Below are 14,286 nucleotides of genomic sequence, written 5' to 3' on the forward strand. Positions count from 1 at the left end.
AGCGAAAGCGCGGGGACGAAGCGCCGTGCTTACCCCCTCAGTCGCTCCGCGACAGCTCCCCCAGAGGGGGAGCATCTGAAGCGCCAGGATCCTCCCCCTCTGGGGGAGGTGGCCCGGAGGGCCGGAGGGGGGCGGCCGAAGGCCGTTGCTACTTCAGCCCCAGCGCCCCGGCGATCGCCGACCACGGCACGAGCTTGAAGTTCTGGTGCTCGGGCGGGAAGACGTTGCGGCCGTCCTGGGCGACGAAGGCGCCGCCTTCCAGGCCCGCGCCCAGCGAGGCGCTGGTCACCTCCAGGCCGTCGGTCTCGGAGATCCCGTCGATGCCCTTGGCCCCGTCGGCCACGACCGAGAAGCTGCCGACATAGGCGTTGTCGCCCTCGCGGCGATAGACGGCGTAGCTGTCGTTGCCCTGGCTGGAGACGACGATGAAGCCCTTGCCGCCCGGCTGGGCGTAGATGCCGACGCCTTCCAGGTCGTCCTTCAGGGCCGGGTTGGCGGCCACGCGGTCGACGGCCTTGGGCGCGCGGTTGTCCGAGGGCTCGGCGCCCAGCCGCCACAGGGCGACGTCCTCTTCGGCCACGTAGAGCGCGCCGGTCTCGTCGTCGGCGACGCAGCCTTCGGTCTGGGTGTCGAACTTCACGTCGCGCACCTGAACGGCGCGGACCTTGCCGTTGGCTTGCGCGACCAGCTTCCACTGCCGCACCAGACCGTCGGGATCGCTGATGAAGACGTAGGTCGCACCCTTTTTGCCGCGGTACATGCAAAGCCCGTAGGGGTCCGAAAGCCCCGTGGCCTGCATGCCGTCGGCGACCGAGGTCAGCTGCCGGGTGGCCGGATCCAGCGTGTAGATGGCGATCGACTTGTGGGTGCGGTCGCTGGCCGTGACCAGGATCACATCCTTGCCGGCCAGCTTGAAGCCGGACCGCAGGTCGACATTGTTCATCTTGCCGTCGGCCAGGTACTGCAACGGCTTGCCGGTCAGATCGTAGACCAGCAGGCCGCCCTTTTTGTCGGTGGCGATGATGGCGCTCTTGGCCGGATCGGTCGGGTTGGCCCAGATGGCCGGATCGTCGGCGGCGTCGCCGTCATGGGCGACCGGCGTGGTCTCCATGGTCGGGCGGACCACGGCGAAGTCGGCCTTGGGCCTGGAGCCGGCCGCGTCGCCCGTGGCCAGCTTGAGCCCCGCGGCGACGTCGGCCCAGGACACGACCTTCATGTTCGCGCCCGACTTGCGGTCGTCGGCGACCAGCAGGGCGCCGGCCGGCAGGCGATCGCCCAGGGGGGCGCGCAGGGCGAACAGGCCCGAGGGGTTCTCGACGGCGTTCTGCTGGTCGGCCTGGATGCGGAACAGGCCCGTGAAGGCGTCGTCCTGGGAGCGATCGTAGACGGCGTAGTCGCCGGCCGTGGCGTTGGCTGCGACCAGGAAACGGGCGTTCTGCCCGCCGTCGACCAAGGCCAGGCCCGCCACCTCGCCGGCGATCTGGCCCAGGCGGTTGGCGTCGATCAGGGTGGGGACCGGATCGGATTCCGGATCGGCGGCGTAGCGCCAGATGCCGACCGCCTCCTGGGCGACGTAGAGGGCGCCGGTCACGTCGTCGGCGACGCAGTACTTGGCCTCGGACGACAGGTGCAGGCGGCGCACGATGCGGCCGTCCAGCTTGCCGTCGGCGGTGGGGAACAGCAGCCACTGGTCCATCTGGCCGGCCACGCCCAGGGTGAAGGCGTAGAGCGAGCGATCACGCGATCCGCGCCACAGGCAGACGCCTTCGCCGGCGTAGTCCAGGGTCAGCGGCTTGGCGTCGAGACTGGCGGCCTGGCCGGTGGCGAAGTCGTAGGCCGCTAGGCGCAGGCGGCCGCCCTTGCGGTCGAGCAGGGCGACCAGCGGCTTGCCCTCGTGCTCACGCACGTCGACGCCGTAGACCTCGCCGCCGGCGATCGCGCCGACCCGCTGGCCGTCCAGGCCATAGAGCTCCAGCCCGCCGCCTTCGCCGGTGGCGGCGATCAGGCTCTTCTCGGGCGCGGCCGGATTGCGCAGCAGGGCCACGCCGTTGGCGCCGCCTTCGGTGGTCGGGGCGGTCGAGACGGCCGGCGCAAAGGCCGGGGCCTCGGCGAGGGCGGATCCGGCGCCGAGCAGGAAGGCGAGCACGCCGACGGCGGCGCTGGCGCGAAGATGGGTCATTCCGTGGATCCCCCAGGGTCGTTCAGACGGATTGCGCGGCCAGCCCTGACCGGCGCGTGGCTTATGCGACGATTTCAAAACGGATTGATGACGCCGAAGTCCTTTCGCCGACACGGGCGTTTCTCCGCGCCGAGCGGCTATAGTCCGACCCGAGTCTTTCGCCGCCCTGGAGCCGCCATGTTCGACGCCCCCATCGAGGCGACACCCGTTTCCGAAGTCATCGTGACCGGCGCGCGCCTGCCGCCGTCGGCGGGGGAGGGGGCCTTCGCCATCTCGACCCTGGCCGACCCGGTCTGGGCCCGCTCGACCCGGCTCGACGAGCAACTGGCGCGGGCGCCGGGCGTCTCGCTGTTTCGGCGCACATCCAGCCTGGCGGCCAATCCGACGACCCAGGGGCTGTCGCTGCGGGCCATCGCCCCATCCGGGGCCGGGCGGGCGCTGGTCACCCTCGACGGCGTGCCGCAGAACGACCCGTTCGGCGGCTGGGTGATCTGGGGCGGCCTGCCGTCCGAGACGATCCAGGACGTCCGCATCGTCCGCGGCGCCGGCGCCCAGGCCTATGGCGCGGGCGCTCTGACCGGCGTCGTCGCCCTGACTGGTCGGGACGGCGGCGCCGAGGTGCTGGAGGCCAGCGCCGAGGCTGGCGGGCTCGGCTATCGCCGCGCGGCGCTCACCGCCGGGGCCGGCGGGATCCTGGCCAGCGTCTCGGCCGAGCGCTCCGACGGCTGGACCCCCGTCCGCGAGGGACGCGGCGCGGCCGATGAGCCCCTGGCCATGCAGGCCTGGTCGGCGGCCCTGCGCTACGACACGCGCCTGGCCGCTGGTCCGGCCCTGGCCGCCCGCGTCGCCGTCCATGACGAGAACCGCCGCTCGGGCCTGTTCGGCGCCGACGCCCGCTCGCGCGGCGCCCAGGCCAGCCTGACTCTCGCCCAGGCGCCGTCGCCGGACCGCAAGGGCTGGCGGCTGCAGGCCTGGACCCTGGTCAGCGACCTGCAGAACCGCTCGGTCGCGGTCGCGACCGGCCGCGCCTCGACGACCCCCGCCAACGACCAGTACGAGACGCCCGCCTACGGCTTCGGCTTCAACGCCGCCCTGCGCGGCGTGCGCGGTCCGCTGGAGTGGGAACTGGGCGCCGACGTCCGCGCCGCCGAGGGCGAGACCCACGAGCGCTTCCGCTACATGTCCGGCCAGTTCACCCGTCTGCGCGAGGCCGGCGGCCGCACCACCACGGCCGGCATCTACGCCGACGCCAGCTGGACCTCCGGACCCTGGCTGGCCACCGGCGACCTGCGTCTGGACCACTGGCGCGCCTCCGACGCCCGCCGCCGCGAGTTCGACGCCCAGACCGGCGCGGCCACCCTCGACGAGGCGCCGGCCGGCCGCAGCGCGACCACGCCCACCGGCCGCATCGGCCTGCGCCGCGATCTCGGCCCCGGCTTCCTGCGCGCCGCCGCCTATGCCGGCTTCCGTCCGCCCAGCCTCAACGAGCTGCACCGCCCGTTCCGGGTCGGCAACGACGTCACCGAGGCCAACGCCGCCCTCAAGCCCGAACGGCTCTACGGCGTCGAGGCCGGCGGCGGCGTCGAGGGGCGGGCGGGGAGCCTGACCGCCACCCTGTTCCTCAACCGCCTCGACGATCCTGTGGCCAATGTCACGATCGGGACGGGGCCGGCCACCTTCCCGACGGCCGGCTTCATCCCGGCCGGCGGCGTGCTGCGCCAGCGCCAGAACGTCGGCCGCATCGACGCGGTCGGGCTGGAGCTGGAAGGCCGCGCCAATCTCTCCGAACGCCTCGCCCTGACCGCCGCGCTGATGGCGACCCGGGCCGAGGTCGATGGCGGTTCGGACGCCCCGCAACTGAACGGCAAGCGCCCCGCCCAAGCCCCGCGCCTGGCGGCGTCGGCCGGTCTGGAGTGGAAGGCGGCCGAGCGCCTCGACCTCTTCCTCGCCGCCCGCCACGAGGGCGCGCGGTTCGACGACGACCTCAACACCCGTCGCCTGCAAGCCGCTACGACCCTGAACCTCTCGGCCCGCTACGCCGTCAGCGCCTCGACCCGCCTGGAGGTCGAGCTGCGCAACGCCCTGGACGCCGAGGTCGCCACCGGCCGCACCGGCGATGGGATCACCAGCTACGACGCGCCGCGCAGCCTGCGGGTGGGCGTCGTCTACGTTCGCTGAGAATGGTACCGCTAAAAACAAAAGCAAATTTATTTATTCTATTGACGCGCCCCGGCGGAACGTGATGACTTCGTTCCCAAGCGATCCGGACGCGGCCTCGACGCCGCTCCAGGATCCGGGAGGGAACCATGACTTTCAGGCGCAGCCCTGGCGCGTCCACGCGCAACCGATCTTCCCGCAGTAACGACTGAGGCCTTCGTCGCCTCGCGGTCCGCCGATCCACCCGCGCCTTTCCCATATTTCCTGCACGCGGGAGCCAAGGGATCGGCGGACCGTCTTCCTTCTTCTTTTCCTTTCCGCGTGAGCCCATGAAGCGCCTCGTCTCGACCCTGGCGGCCGCCTCCCTGCTGTTCGCCGCCGCGCCGGCCTTGGCCGACGATCCGCCGCCGCCGCTGCCCGACAACGGCCTGGCCCGCACCCCGCCGATGGGCTGGAACAGCTGGAACAGGTTCGGCTGCAATGTCGACGAGACCCTGATCAAGCGCATGGCCGACGCCATGGTCTCGTCGGGCATGAAGGACGCCGGCTATGACTACGTGGTCATCGACGACTGCTGGCACGGCGAGCGCGACGCGCGCGGCGACATCCAGCCCGATCCCAAGCGTTTCCCGAGCGGCATGAAGGCCCTGGGCGACTACATCCACGCCAAGGGCCTGAAGTTCGGCATCTATTCCGACGCCGGCCTGAAGACCTGCGCCGGCCGGCCCGGCAGCCGTGGCTACGAATACCAGGACGCCCGCCAGTACGCCGCCTGGGGCGTCGACTACCTGAAATACGACTGGTGCATGGCCGGTACGCAGGATGCGCCGTCGTCCTACTACATCATGTCGGCCGCGCTGCAGGCCACGGGCCGCGACATCGTCTTCTCGATCTGCGAGTGGGGAAATTCCAAGCCTTGGACCTGGGGTCCCCAGATCGGCAACCTCTGGCGCACCACCGGCGACATCTACGACGCCTGGGAGGGCGTGAAGGGCTACAGCCTGGGGATGCTCAACATCCTCGACAAGCAGGCCGAGCTTCATCCCTACGCCAAGCCCGGCCACTGGAACGACCCCGACATGCTCGAGGTCGGCAACGGCGGCATGACCACGCAGGAATACCGCGCGCATTTCAGCCTGTGGGCCATGCTGGCCGCGCCGCTGATCGCCGGCAACGACATCGGCCACATGGACGCCGACACCAAGGCGATCCTGACCAACAAGGAAGTCATCGCCGTCGACCAGGATCCGCTCGGCGTCCAGGCGCGGCGGGTGTCCAGGCAGGGCGACCTGGAGGTCTGGGCGCGGCCGCTGAAAGGCGGCGGCCGGGCGGTGGTGCTGCTCAATCGCGGCGCGGCGCCGGCGGAGGTGCGGGTGGACTGGTCGATGCTCGACTATCCTGCTACTCTGTCGGGCAGAGTTCGTGACCTGTGGGCGGGGAAGGACCTGGGCCCGCGCAAGGGCGGCTACGCGGCGCAGGTCGCGCCGCACGGCGTGGTCATGGTCACGGTCTCGCCGTGACCTTATGAATAAATAAAAAGCGTTTTTTAATTCTGGCGCACCCAGCGGACCCAGGGTAAGCCATCGGCGGATATGTGTCGGCGCGCAGTCGCCGAGCGTGCGACAGGGAGTATTGGGTGATCCAGCTCGGGATCGATTTCGGTGGAACCAAGATCGAGGCGACCGCCCTGTCGTCTGACGGTCGCGTGCTTTCGACCCTCCGCACTCCCACGCCCGGCGACTACGACAGCGCCCTGGCCGCCGTGCGCGACCTGGTGGCCCGCACCGAGCAGGCGGCCGGCGGCCGCGGCACGATCGGGGTCGGCGCCCCGGGCTCGGTGTCGCCGCGCACCGGCCTCGTGCGCAACGCCAACACCACCTATCTGAACGGCCGCCGATTCCGTGAGGACCTGGAGGCCGCGCTCGATCGTCAGGTGCGCCTGGCCAACGACGCCAACTGCCTGGCCCTGTCCGAAGCCACCGACGGCGCGGCCGCCGGGGCGCGGGTGACCTTCGCGGTGATCATCGGCACCGGCTGCGGCGGCGGCCTCGTCGTCGACGGCAAGCTGGTCGAGGGCGGCAACGGCGTCGGCGGCGAGTGGGGCCATGTCCCTCTGCCCTGGCCCAAGGCCGAGGAAAACCCCGGCCCGCAGTGCTGGTGCGGCCGTCATGGCTGCCTGGAGACCTGGATCTCGGGCACCGGCTTCCGCCGCGACTTCCGCGAGCACGGCGGCGCCGATCTCAGCGGCGCGGCCATCGTCGAGGCCGCCGCCGGCGGCGACCAGGTCGCCCAGGCCGCCCTCGACCGCTATCTCGATCGCCTGGCCCGCGGCCTGGCGGTGATCGCCGACATCGTCGATCCCGACGTCTTCGTGCTGGGCGGCGGCATGTCCAATGTCGACGTGCTGTACGAGCGTCTTCCGGGCCTGGTGGGACCGCACGTCTTCACCGACCGCTGGGAGAGCCGCATCGTCAAGGCGCGCTGGGGCGACTCCTCGGGCGTGCGCGGCGCGGCCCGGCTGTGGAACCAGGCCGACTGGTCCAGCGATGTCGCCGCCTGACGGCGCCAGGAGGAGGGATCGCCCGATGCGGACGCCCCGCCTCCTTTTCGCGGCGCTCCTGACAGCGCTGGCAACGCAGGCGGCCGCCGAGCCGGCGCGGGTCTCGACCAAATCCGGTGTCCTGGTCGGCGAGCAGCGCGTGGACGGAAGCACGGCCTTCCTCGGCGTTCCCTTCGCCAGCCCGCCGGTCGGCGATCTGCGCTGGAAAGCGCCGAGCCCGCTGCCAGCCTGGACCGGCGAACGCGCCGCCTTGAAGTCCGGTCCCGCCTGCCTCCAGACCTCGCGCGGCTGGAACGCCGTCGACGCCGCGCGGTCCAGCGAGGACTGCCTCTATCTCGACATCCGGATTCCGAAACACGCGGCCGGGGCGAAGCTGCCGGTCATGGTCTGGGTGCACGGCGGGGCCAACCACGCCGGCTCAGGCGCGGGCACGGTGGAGTCGAGCCTCGTCGACCAGGGCGTCATCCTGGTCAGCGTGCAGTACCGCCTGGGCGTCTTCGGCTTCCTGTCGCATCCGGGCCTGACCCGCGAGCAGGGCGGGGCCTCGGGCAACTACGCCCTGATGGACCTGATCGCGGCCCTGCGCTGGGTTCACGACAACGCCGCCGCGTTCGGCGGCGACCCCGGCAACGTCACCCTGTTCGGCCACTCGGCCGGCGGCCAGGACGTCGGCCTCGTCATGCTGGTGCCCCAGGCCCGGGGCCTGTTCGCGCGAGGGATCCTGCAAAGTGGCCCGCCGGGCTTCGGCTTCGCGCCGCGCAGTCTGAAACAGAACGAGGCGATCGGCCTGCAGTTGGCCAGGGGCGTCGGCGCGCGGTCGCTGGTGGATCTGCGCAAGACCTCGGGTTCAGAACTCCTCAAGGCCGCCGAAGACCTGAAGGCGCCGATCGACGACCAGGGCTTCATCTGGACCCAGGCGGTGATCGACGGCGCTGTGCTGTCCAAGGCGCCCGAGGCGCTGCTGGCCGATCCGGCCGTCAAGCCGATGATCGTCGGCTCCAGCGCCCGCGAGATCGCCCTGTTCGGCGGTGATCCTGTCCGCGCCAAGGCCTGGGTGGTCGAGACCTTCGGCGCGCGGGCGCCGCGGGTGCTGGCGGTCTACGGCCTCGACCGAGACCTGCCGCCGGCCGCCGATCCTTTGCGCGGCGACGCCGTGTTGCAATTGGCCACCGACCGCATGTTCCGCTGCCCGGCCGTCTCGGTCGCCGCCCTGCGCGCCAAGGCCGGCGGCAAGGTCTGGCGCTACGAGCTGGCCGTTCCGCCGCCGGGGCAGGCGGCCGTCGGCCATGGCTCGGAGCTGACCAATGTCTTCGACCGGCCCGCGCCGGGCCGCCCGCCGATGCAGGCCTATTGGGCCGCTTTCGCTCGGACGGGAGATCCCAACGCCGCCGGCCTGCGGCCCTGGCCGGCCGAGGACGGCGCGGCCCGCCGCCTCGTCTTCGCCCCCGACGGGCCGAGGGCGGAGCAGGGCGGCGAGCCTGCCTGCCGGTTCCTGACCCGGCCCTAGAACACCCAGCAACAAGCGGCGATCAAGCCGCGCGCGGAGGAGGAAACGGAAATGACGACCCGCTCGAAGTCCGTCTTGAAGCCTGGCCTGCTCGCCGGCTGCGCCCTGGCCCTGATGGCCTCGACCGCGCTCGCCCAATCCTGGGGCCCCTACAACGCCGACTTCCCGACCGGTGGCGACGGGTTGTCGCGTCCGCTGGCCGGCGCCAGCGAAGGCCAGACCCTGCCGGCCGGCGCGCCGTGGTCGCTGTCGGCCTGGGTCAAGGTCTCCGAGCCGCCGGTCGCCCCGGCCCTGGCCGCCGGGATCGGCGATCCGGCCAGCGGCCGCTTCCTGGCGGTCGGCCCGGACGGTTTCGCCGCCGTTGCGGCCGGCGCTCAGACGCGGGGCGGCGAGGCGCCCAGGCCCGGCGACTGGCGCTTCGTCGCCGCCGTCTCGGACGGCGCCAAGGTCACGCTCTATGTCGATGGCAAGCCGGCCGGGCAGGGGACCGCGCCCGCCGCCGCTACGCCTGCTGTCGTCGCCCTCGGTCCGCGCAAGGCGCCGGGCTTCGCGCCCTTCGCCGGCCAGGTGGCGGGCTTCCGCGCCGAGGCCAGGGCGCTGTCGACCGACGAGATCAAGGCGCTGGCCGCCGCCAGGCCCGATCCGTTGACCGTGTTTGAGACCGGCAGCCCGACCTGGCCCGTCCAGGTGCGCCAGATGTACGGCCAGGTCAGTCCGCAGGAGGCTTGGACCCGACCCCAGGGCAAGGGCGCGATCTCGGCCCCCGTCGCCAAGCCGCCCTATGCCGGTCCGGCGCTGGTCGAGGCCGGCCCCGGCGCCTGGACCCTCAAGCGCTGGAGCCTGGTCGAGGCGCCCAAGGTCGCCGAGGGCGGCGAGGCGATCACCTCTCCTGGTTTCGACGCCAAGGCCTGGTACGCCGCCACCGTGCCCGGCACGGTCCTGACCACCCTGGTCGATCGCGGCGTCTATCCCGATCCCGACTACGGCCTCAACAACACCGCCATCCCGGAGAGCCTGAACAAGCAGGCCTACTGGTACCGCACCACCTTCGACGCACCCGCCGCCACGGCCGGCAAGCGTCCGCGCCTGACCTTCAAGGGCGTCAACTACGCCGCCGAGGTGTGGCTTAACGGCGAAAAGCTGGGCGACATGAAGGGCGCCTTCGTGCGTGGCCGCTTCGACGTAACCGGCAAGCTGAAGCCGACCGGCAATGTGCTGGCCGTCAAGGTATCACCGCCGACCCATCCGGGTCTGGCGCACGAGGAGTCGTTGACCGCCGGGGTCGGCGAGAACGGCGGCATGATGGCCCTGGACGGTCCGACCTTCGTCGCCAGCGAGGGCTGGGACTGGATCCCCAGCGTCCGCGACCGCAACACCGGCCTGTGGCAGGACGTGGTGCTGGAAGCCTCCGGCGACGCGCGCCTGGGCGATCCGCAGGTGGTCACGACGCTGCCGAAAGCGGACAACAGCCTGGCCGAGATAGAGATCGTCGCGCCGGTCGAGAACCTGTCCGACCATCCCGTCCAGGCCACGGTCACGGCCGCCTTCGATGGCGTCCGGGTCAGCAAGACCGAGACGGTCGCACCCGGCGTATCCACCGTCCGCCTGACCCCCGCCGAGTTCCCGCAACTGGCCGTCGCCAATCCGAAACTCTGGTGGCCCAACGGTTATGGCGACCAGGCGCTGCACGACCTGACCCTGACCGCCACGGTCGACGGCCAGGCCTCGGACGAGAAGCGCCTGCGGTTCGGCATCCGCCAGATCACCTACGAACTGTCGCTGATGAACCCGTCGGGCCACCTGCGTCGCGTCGAGGTGGACTTCAGCAAGGCCCGGCAGCTCGGCCAGGACGTCACCGACGGCTCCCACGAGGGCATCCGCAAGGTGGTCGACGGCTGGGCGACCTCGCTGACCGCCCAGGGCGACGCCTCCGAAGCCGTCAAGGACGTGCCCGAGACGGGGCTGGCCCCGTACCTCGTGCTCAAGGTCAACGGCGTGAAGATCGCCGCGCGGGGCGGCAACTGGGGCACGGACGACTGGCGCAAGCGCATCGAGCGCGAGCGCCTCGAACCCTATTTCCGCCTGCACAAGGAGGCCGGCCTCAACACCATCCGCAACTGGGTGGGCCAGAACACCGAGGAGCCGTTCTACGACCTGGCCGACGAGTACGGCCTGCTGGTGCTCAACGATTTCTGGGCCTCGACCCAGGATTACCAGCTCGAGCCGCAAGACGTGCCGCTGTTCCTCAACAACGCCGCCGACGTCATCGCGCGCTATCGCAACCACCCCTCGATCGCCCTGTGGTTCGGCCGCAACGAGGGCGTGCCGCAGCCGATCCTCAACGAGGGGCTGGAGGCGCTGGTCCACGATCTGGACGGCACGCGCTGGTACACCGGCAGCTCCAACCGCGTGAACCTGCAGAACAGCGGCCCCTACAACTACCGTGAGCCCGAGACCTATTTCAGCGACCACGCCAAGGGCTTCTCGGTCGAGGTCGGCACGCCGTCGTTCCCGACCCTGGAAGCCTTCCAGGCCGCCGTGCCCGCGCCCGACCGCTGGCCGATCAGCGACACGTGGGCCTATCACGACTGGCACCCCACCGGGAACGGCGCGACCAGGACCTTCATCGACGCCATGGCCCGCAAGCTCGGCGCGCCGACCAGCCTCGAGGACTTCGAGCGCAAGGCCCAGTTGATGAACTACGAGACCCATCGGGCGATGTTCGAGGGCATGAACCAGGAGCTCTGGACCAAGTCGTCGGGCCGCCTGCTGTGGATGACCCAGCCCGCCTGGCCTTCGACGATGTGGCAGATCCTCAGCCACGACTACGACACCCACGGCGCCTTCTACGGAACCAAGGCGGCTTCGGAGCGCGTCCACACCCAGATGAGCCTGGCCGACCACGCCCTGGCGGTGGTCAACAACACGACCGCGCCAGTGGCGGGCGCGAGCTTGCGGACCCGGGTGCTCGACCTGTCGGGCAAGGTGCTGAGCGACCGGACCGACCCCGTCGACGCCGCCGCCAACGCGGTGACGCCCGGCCGCGCGCTCGACCTTGGCCTGAAAGCCGGCGAGGCGGCCGTGGTGCGCCTCGACCTGACCGCCGCCGACGGCGTCTTGCTGTCGCGCAACCTCTACTGGATCGGCCAGGACGACGCGGGTGAGCGGCGCCTCGCCGACATGCCGGCCCAGCCGGTGAGCCTGGCGGCCAAGGCAGGCAAGGCCGCGAACGGGGAGGGGCTGGTCGCCGTCACCCTGTCCAACACCGGCGAGGCTCCGGCCCTGAACGCCAAGCTGACCCTGGTGGACGTCAGGGGCGACCGGATCCTGCCGGCCTACTATTCCGACAACTACGTCTCGCTGCTGCCGGGCGAGACCCGCACGGTCGAGGTCCGCTTCCCGGCGAGCAAGGCCAAGGGAGCCAAGGTCGCCCTGCGCGGCTGGAACGTGAAGCCCCGCGTGGAGACCGTCCGATGAACCGCCGCCTGCTGCTCGCCGCCGGCCTTGCCTTGCCCGGTTTGGCCCTGGCTGGCGCCGCACTGGCCCAGACCCCGCCGAGCGAGGAGGAGGTCCGGCTCCACACCGACTGGCCGTGGCTGGGCCGCTACCGTGACGCCAATACGGCCGACGCGGCCCTGCCGGCCGAGCGGCGGCGCTGTGTGTTCATCGGCGACTCGATCACCCAGGGCTGGAAGGATGCGCGGCCCAGCTTCTTCGAGGCCAACGGCTTCATCGGACGCGGCATCGGCGGCCAGACGACGCCGCAGATGCTGCTGCGCTTCACGCCCGACGTCGTGGCCCTCAAGCCGACGGCGGTGCATATCCTGGCCGGGACCAACGACATCGCCGGCAACACCGGTCCTTTCGACCCCGTCGCGACGAGGAACAACCTCTCGGCCATGGTCGCCCTGGCCAAGGCGGCGGGGATCCGGGTGATCGTCGGCTCGATCACCCCGGCGGCGACCTATCCCTGGAAGCCGGCCCTGCATCCCGACGTCGAGATCCCGCGCCTCAACGCCTGGATCCGCGCCTTCGCCGCCGAGCAGGGCTGCGTGTTCGCCGACTACACGGCGGTGATGGACGACGGCCGCGCGGGCATGAAGCCGGGCCTGGCCTACGATCAGGTCCATCCGACGCAGGACGGCTACGGGGTGATGGAGCCCGTCGCCCTGGCGGCGGTGAAGGCGGCGCTGGGTTAGCCCTCGCCCCGCAGCCGCTTGTTCAGCGCAACGCTGGCTTCCATACGCGCCAGTTGCTCGGGCGTGGCCGGCGCCTGGTGCCTGGCCTTCCACTCCGACTGCGGCATGCCGTAGATCGCCTCGCGGGCCTGATCCTTGTCGAGCGACCCTTCCGAGGCCTCGTGCACCCAGTCGGCCAGGCAGTTGCGGCAGAAGCCGGCCAGGCCCATCAGGTCGACGTTCTGGGCGTCGGTGCGCAGGCGCAGATGCTCGACCAGCCGGCGGAAGGCGGCGGCGGCGAGGCGGTCGTCGATCTCTACGGACATCGGTGCTCTCAGGTCTTCTGCAGGGCCGCGCGCGAGGGCAGCAGGCGCTCGATGATCGGCAGGATGGCCGCGCCCATGGCCGGGGCGTCGGCCGCCAGGGCCGCGCGCTGCACAGGGGCCAACGACGGCACGCCGGGCACGGCGGCAAGCTTGGCGTTCAGGGCCTCGGCCAGGCGATCGACCAGGGTCTCGGGCAGGCGGCCGCCCACATAGACGGCCTGCGGGTTGATCAGGCAGCTGACGGCGACCATCGGTCCGGTCAGTAGGTCGGCGGCCAGGTCGATCCAGGCCTCGATCATCGCCTGGCCGTCGGCCGGCAGGGCCTCCAGCTCGCCCGGGGCGGTGATGACGACGCCGTTGTTTTCGAGGAACTGGGCCAGGGCCGACAGCGACACCGCTTCCTGCAACGTCGCCACGTCGATGCGCGGCGAGGTCACCGGCAGGAAGCCCAGCTCGCCGCTGCGCCCTTGCGCGCCCCGGAAATACTCGCCCTCGACCACCAGGCCGCCGCCCAGGCCCGAGGTCACCAGCACGTAGAAGAAGCTCGGCGCGTTCAGGCCGTGACCGAAGTGCAGCTCGCCCAGGGCCGCGGCGGCGGCGTCGTTCTCGACGGTGACCGGCAGGTCGTGGCGGCGCGACAGCAGCTCGCGCACGTCGGTGCTGTTCCAGGCCCCGTACTCGGCGGGGCGGTGGGGCAGGTCCACGCGGGCCATGTCGTCGGGCATGGCCACGCCCACGCCGATGATCCGCTCGGCCTGCACGCCCTCGGTCTTGAGGAAGGCGTTCCAGTTGGTCTCGAAGAACTCGACCACGGCGTCCGGCCCGGCGAAGGCCACTTCCCAGGTCGAGCGCGCCCGCACCTGGCCGGCGAAGTCCAGCAGCAGGATGGTGACGTGGTCGCGGTCGATGTTGAGGCCGATCGAGAAGCAGCCGTCCGGATTGACCGCCAGGGTCATGGCCGGCTGGCCCCGGCCGCCGTGCAGCTTGCCGGCCTCCAGGATCAGCCCGTCGTCGAGCAGGCGCTTGGTGATGTTGGTGATGGCCGGCACCGTCAGCCCGGTTAGGGCGGCGATCTCGGGCTTGGTCTTGGCCCCGCCGATGCGGATCGACTGCAGGGTGACGCGCTGATTGTAGTCGCCCGCCCGCTCCAGGTTCGTGCCCGACAGGCTGGGGCCGGCTTGCGAGGTCTTGCGGACGGGGCTTTTGGGCGACTGGCTCATCTGAGGTCTGGCTTAGCACCTGCGGGACGAATAACGAAACCGACTTGGCCGACAAGGCGGCGCCTGGGCGACCCTCCGGCGGGTGGCGGCAATAAGCAAAGTCCCTTTCTTTTATCCCTTGCGCCGGCGAAGCGCCATCGTCACGGTCCGGCCCAATCA

9 protein-coding genes are annotated in these 14,286 nt (G+C 71.3%); 6 read left to right on the forward strand and 3 right to left on the reverse strand.

What is annotated here, in order from left to right; translation table 11 throughout:
• Positions 1-148 precede the first annotated feature (148 nt).
• Positions 149-2,179 (reverse strand): phytase, encoded by a 2,031-nt coding sequence (locus tag AC07NG_RS21265; protein ID WP_494596199.1) that lies wholly within the window; start codon positions 2,177-2,179, stop codon positions 149-151.
• A gap of 177 nt (positions 2,180-2,356) precedes the next feature.
• Between AC07NG_RS21265 and AC07NG_RS21270 the strand changes: the two genes are divergently transcribed.
• From AC07NG_RS21270 to AC07NG_RS21295, 6 genes are all read left to right on the forward strand, one after another.
• The gene (locus AC07NG_RS21270; protein ID WP_494596200.1) at positions 2,357-4,357 is read left to right on the forward strand and encodes a TonB-dependent receptor; all 2,001 of its coding nucleotides are present in this window, start codon (positions 2,357-2,359) and stop codon (positions 4,355-4,357) included.
• A 308-nt stretch (positions 4,358-4,665) separates the two neighbouring features.
• Entirely contained in the window at positions 4,666-5,856 is a 1,191-nt protein-coding gene (locus AC07NG_RS21275; protein ID WP_494596201.1) for a glycoside hydrolase family 27 protein, read from the forward strand.
• A gap of 116 nt (positions 5,857-5,972) precedes the next feature.
• Positions 5,973-6,896 carry an ROK family protein gene (locus tag AC07NG_RS21280; RefSeq protein WP_492856849.1) on the forward strand — a complete coding sequence of 308 codons (924 nt, stop codon included), beginning with the start codon at positions 5,973-5,975 and terminating at the stop codon, positions 6,894-6,896.
• Positions 6,897-6,921: 25 nt separating this feature from the next.
• The gene (locus AC07NG_RS21285) at positions 6,922-8,403 is read left to right on the forward strand and encodes a carboxylesterase/lipase family protein (RefSeq protein ID WP_494596202.1); all 1,482 of its coding nucleotides are present in this window, start codon (positions 6,922-6,924) and stop codon (positions 8,401-8,403) included.
• 51 nt (positions 8,404-8,454) lie between these two features.
• Positions 8,455-11,880, forward strand: coding sequence for a glycosyl hydrolase 2 galactose-binding domain-containing protein (locus AC07NG_RS21290; protein ID WP_494596203.1), 3,426 nt, complete (start codon positions 8,455-8,457; stop codon positions 11,878-11,880).
• Positions 11,877-12,602 (forward strand): SGNH/GDSL hydrolase family protein, encoded by a 726-nt coding sequence (locus tag AC07NG_RS21295; RefSeq protein ID WP_494596205.1) that lies wholly within the window; start codon positions 11,877-11,879, stop codon positions 12,600-12,602. The genes AC07NG_RS21290 and AC07NG_RS21295 overlap by 4 nt, the downstream gene beginning before the upstream one ends.
• Here AC07NG_RS21295 and AC07NG_RS21300 read toward each other — a convergent pair.
• Both AC07NG_RS21300 and AC07NG_RS21305 read right to left on the reverse strand, forming a co-directional pair.
• Positions 12,599-12,907 carry a DUF1244 domain-containing protein gene (locus AC07NG_RS21300; protein WP_494596207.1) on the reverse strand — a complete coding sequence of 103 codons (309 nt, stop codon included), beginning with the start codon at positions 12,905-12,907 and terminating at the stop codon, positions 12,599-12,601. The genes AC07NG_RS21295 and AC07NG_RS21300 overlap by 4 nt on opposite strands.
• Before the next feature lie 8 nt (positions 12,908-12,915).
• Positions 12,916-14,127 (reverse strand): ROK family transcriptional regulator, encoded by a 1,212-nt coding sequence (locus AC07NG_RS21305; RefSeq protein ID WP_494596208.1) that lies wholly within the window; start codon positions 14,125-14,127, stop codon positions 12,916-12,918.
• Between the last annotated feature and the right edge of the window lie 159 nt (positions 14,128-14,286).

The sequence above is a fragment of the Caulobacter sp. GW821-FHT10C03 genome (genome assembly GCF_059415485.1).

What these genes read in the sequence shown, in the direction of transcription:
- AC07NG_RS21265 (WP_494596199.1), bottom strand. Translation starts at nt 2,179, where the DNA reads ATGACCCATCTTCGCGCCAGCGCCGCCGTCGGCGTGCTCGCCTTCCTG.
- AC07NG_RS21270 (WP_494596200.1), top strand. Translation starts at nt 2,357, where the DNA reads ATGTTCGACGCCCCCATCGAGGCGACACCCGTTTCCGAAGTCATCGTG.
- AC07NG_RS21275 (WP_494596201.1), top strand. Translation starts at nt 4,666, where the DNA reads ATGAAGCGCCTCGTCTCGACCCTGGCGGCCGCCTCCCTGCTGTTCGCC.
- AC07NG_RS21285 (WP_494596202.1), top strand. Translation starts at nt 6,922, where the DNA reads ATGCGGACGCCCCGCCTCCTTTTCGCGGCGCTCCTGACAGCGCTGGCA.
- AC07NG_RS21290 (WP_494596203.1), top strand. Translation starts at nt 8,455, where the DNA reads ATGACGACCCGCTCGAAGTCCGTCTTGAAGCCTGGCCTGCTCGCCGGC.
- AC07NG_RS21295 (WP_494596205.1), top strand. Translation starts at nt 11,877, where the DNA reads ATGAACCGCCGCCTGCTGCTCGCCGCCGGCCTTGCCTTGCCCGGTTTG.
- AC07NG_RS21300 (WP_494596207.1), bottom strand. Translation starts at nt 12,907, where the DNA reads ATGTCCGTAGAGATCGACGACCGCCTCGCCGCCGCCGCCTTCCGCCGG.
- AC07NG_RS21305 (WP_494596208.1), bottom strand. Translation starts at nt 14,127, where the DNA reads ATGAGCCAGTCGCCCAAAAGCCCCGTCCGCAAGACCTCGCAAGCCGGC.